The organism is Bradyrhizobium sp. NBAIM08 (assembly GCF_020193935.1).
Taxonomy (GTDB): Bacteria; Pseudomonadota; Alphaproteobacteria; order Rhizobiales; family Xanthobacteraceae; genus Bradyrhizobium; species Bradyrhizobium yuanmingense.
Genome location: NZ_JADYVR010000324.1, coordinates 1 through 451 on the forward strand (window position 1 = coordinate 1; position 451 = coordinate 451).

1 protein-coding gene is annotated in these 451 nt (G+C 41.2%); it reads right to left on the minus strand.

Features of this window, described 5'->3' with window-relative positions; translation table 11 throughout:
- Nucleotides 1–451, minus strand: a 451-nt coding sequence (locus I6F37_RS39720; protein ID WP_225154337.1) for a M3 family metallopeptidase, incomplete at both ends; no start/stop codon positions are given.

The following is a 451-nucleotide window of genomic DNA, read 5'->3' on the forward strand; positions in this document are numbered from 1 at the left end:
CCTAAAAGCTCTTCGTACGTTTTATCGTAAGTCGCATCAACATCAACTGCACCTTGTTGAGTGTGAATCGTCATATCTGTTAAACCCAACACAAGTTGACGAGTATAAAAATAGCCTTGATTAAAGTTTTTAGCTTCAAGCATTTTATTTAAAACATCGTCAGGCAATTTTTTTGAATTATCCAAATAGTGTCCGCTAATGCGCGCTAAAATTTGCTTGTTCCAAACCCAGTTTTCTAGCATTTGAGATGGAGCTTCAACAAAGTCTTGCGCTGTCGCTGAACCTGATAACGACGCGTACGGTGCACGAGTCAAAGTTTGGTGCATGATATGCCCAAACTCATGGAACAAAGTTTCAACTTCATCATGCGTGAGCAATGACGGCTTGCCATCAGATGGCGGAGTAAAGTTTGCGACGATCGAAGCTACAGGTAAGCTGTACTGAAATACAG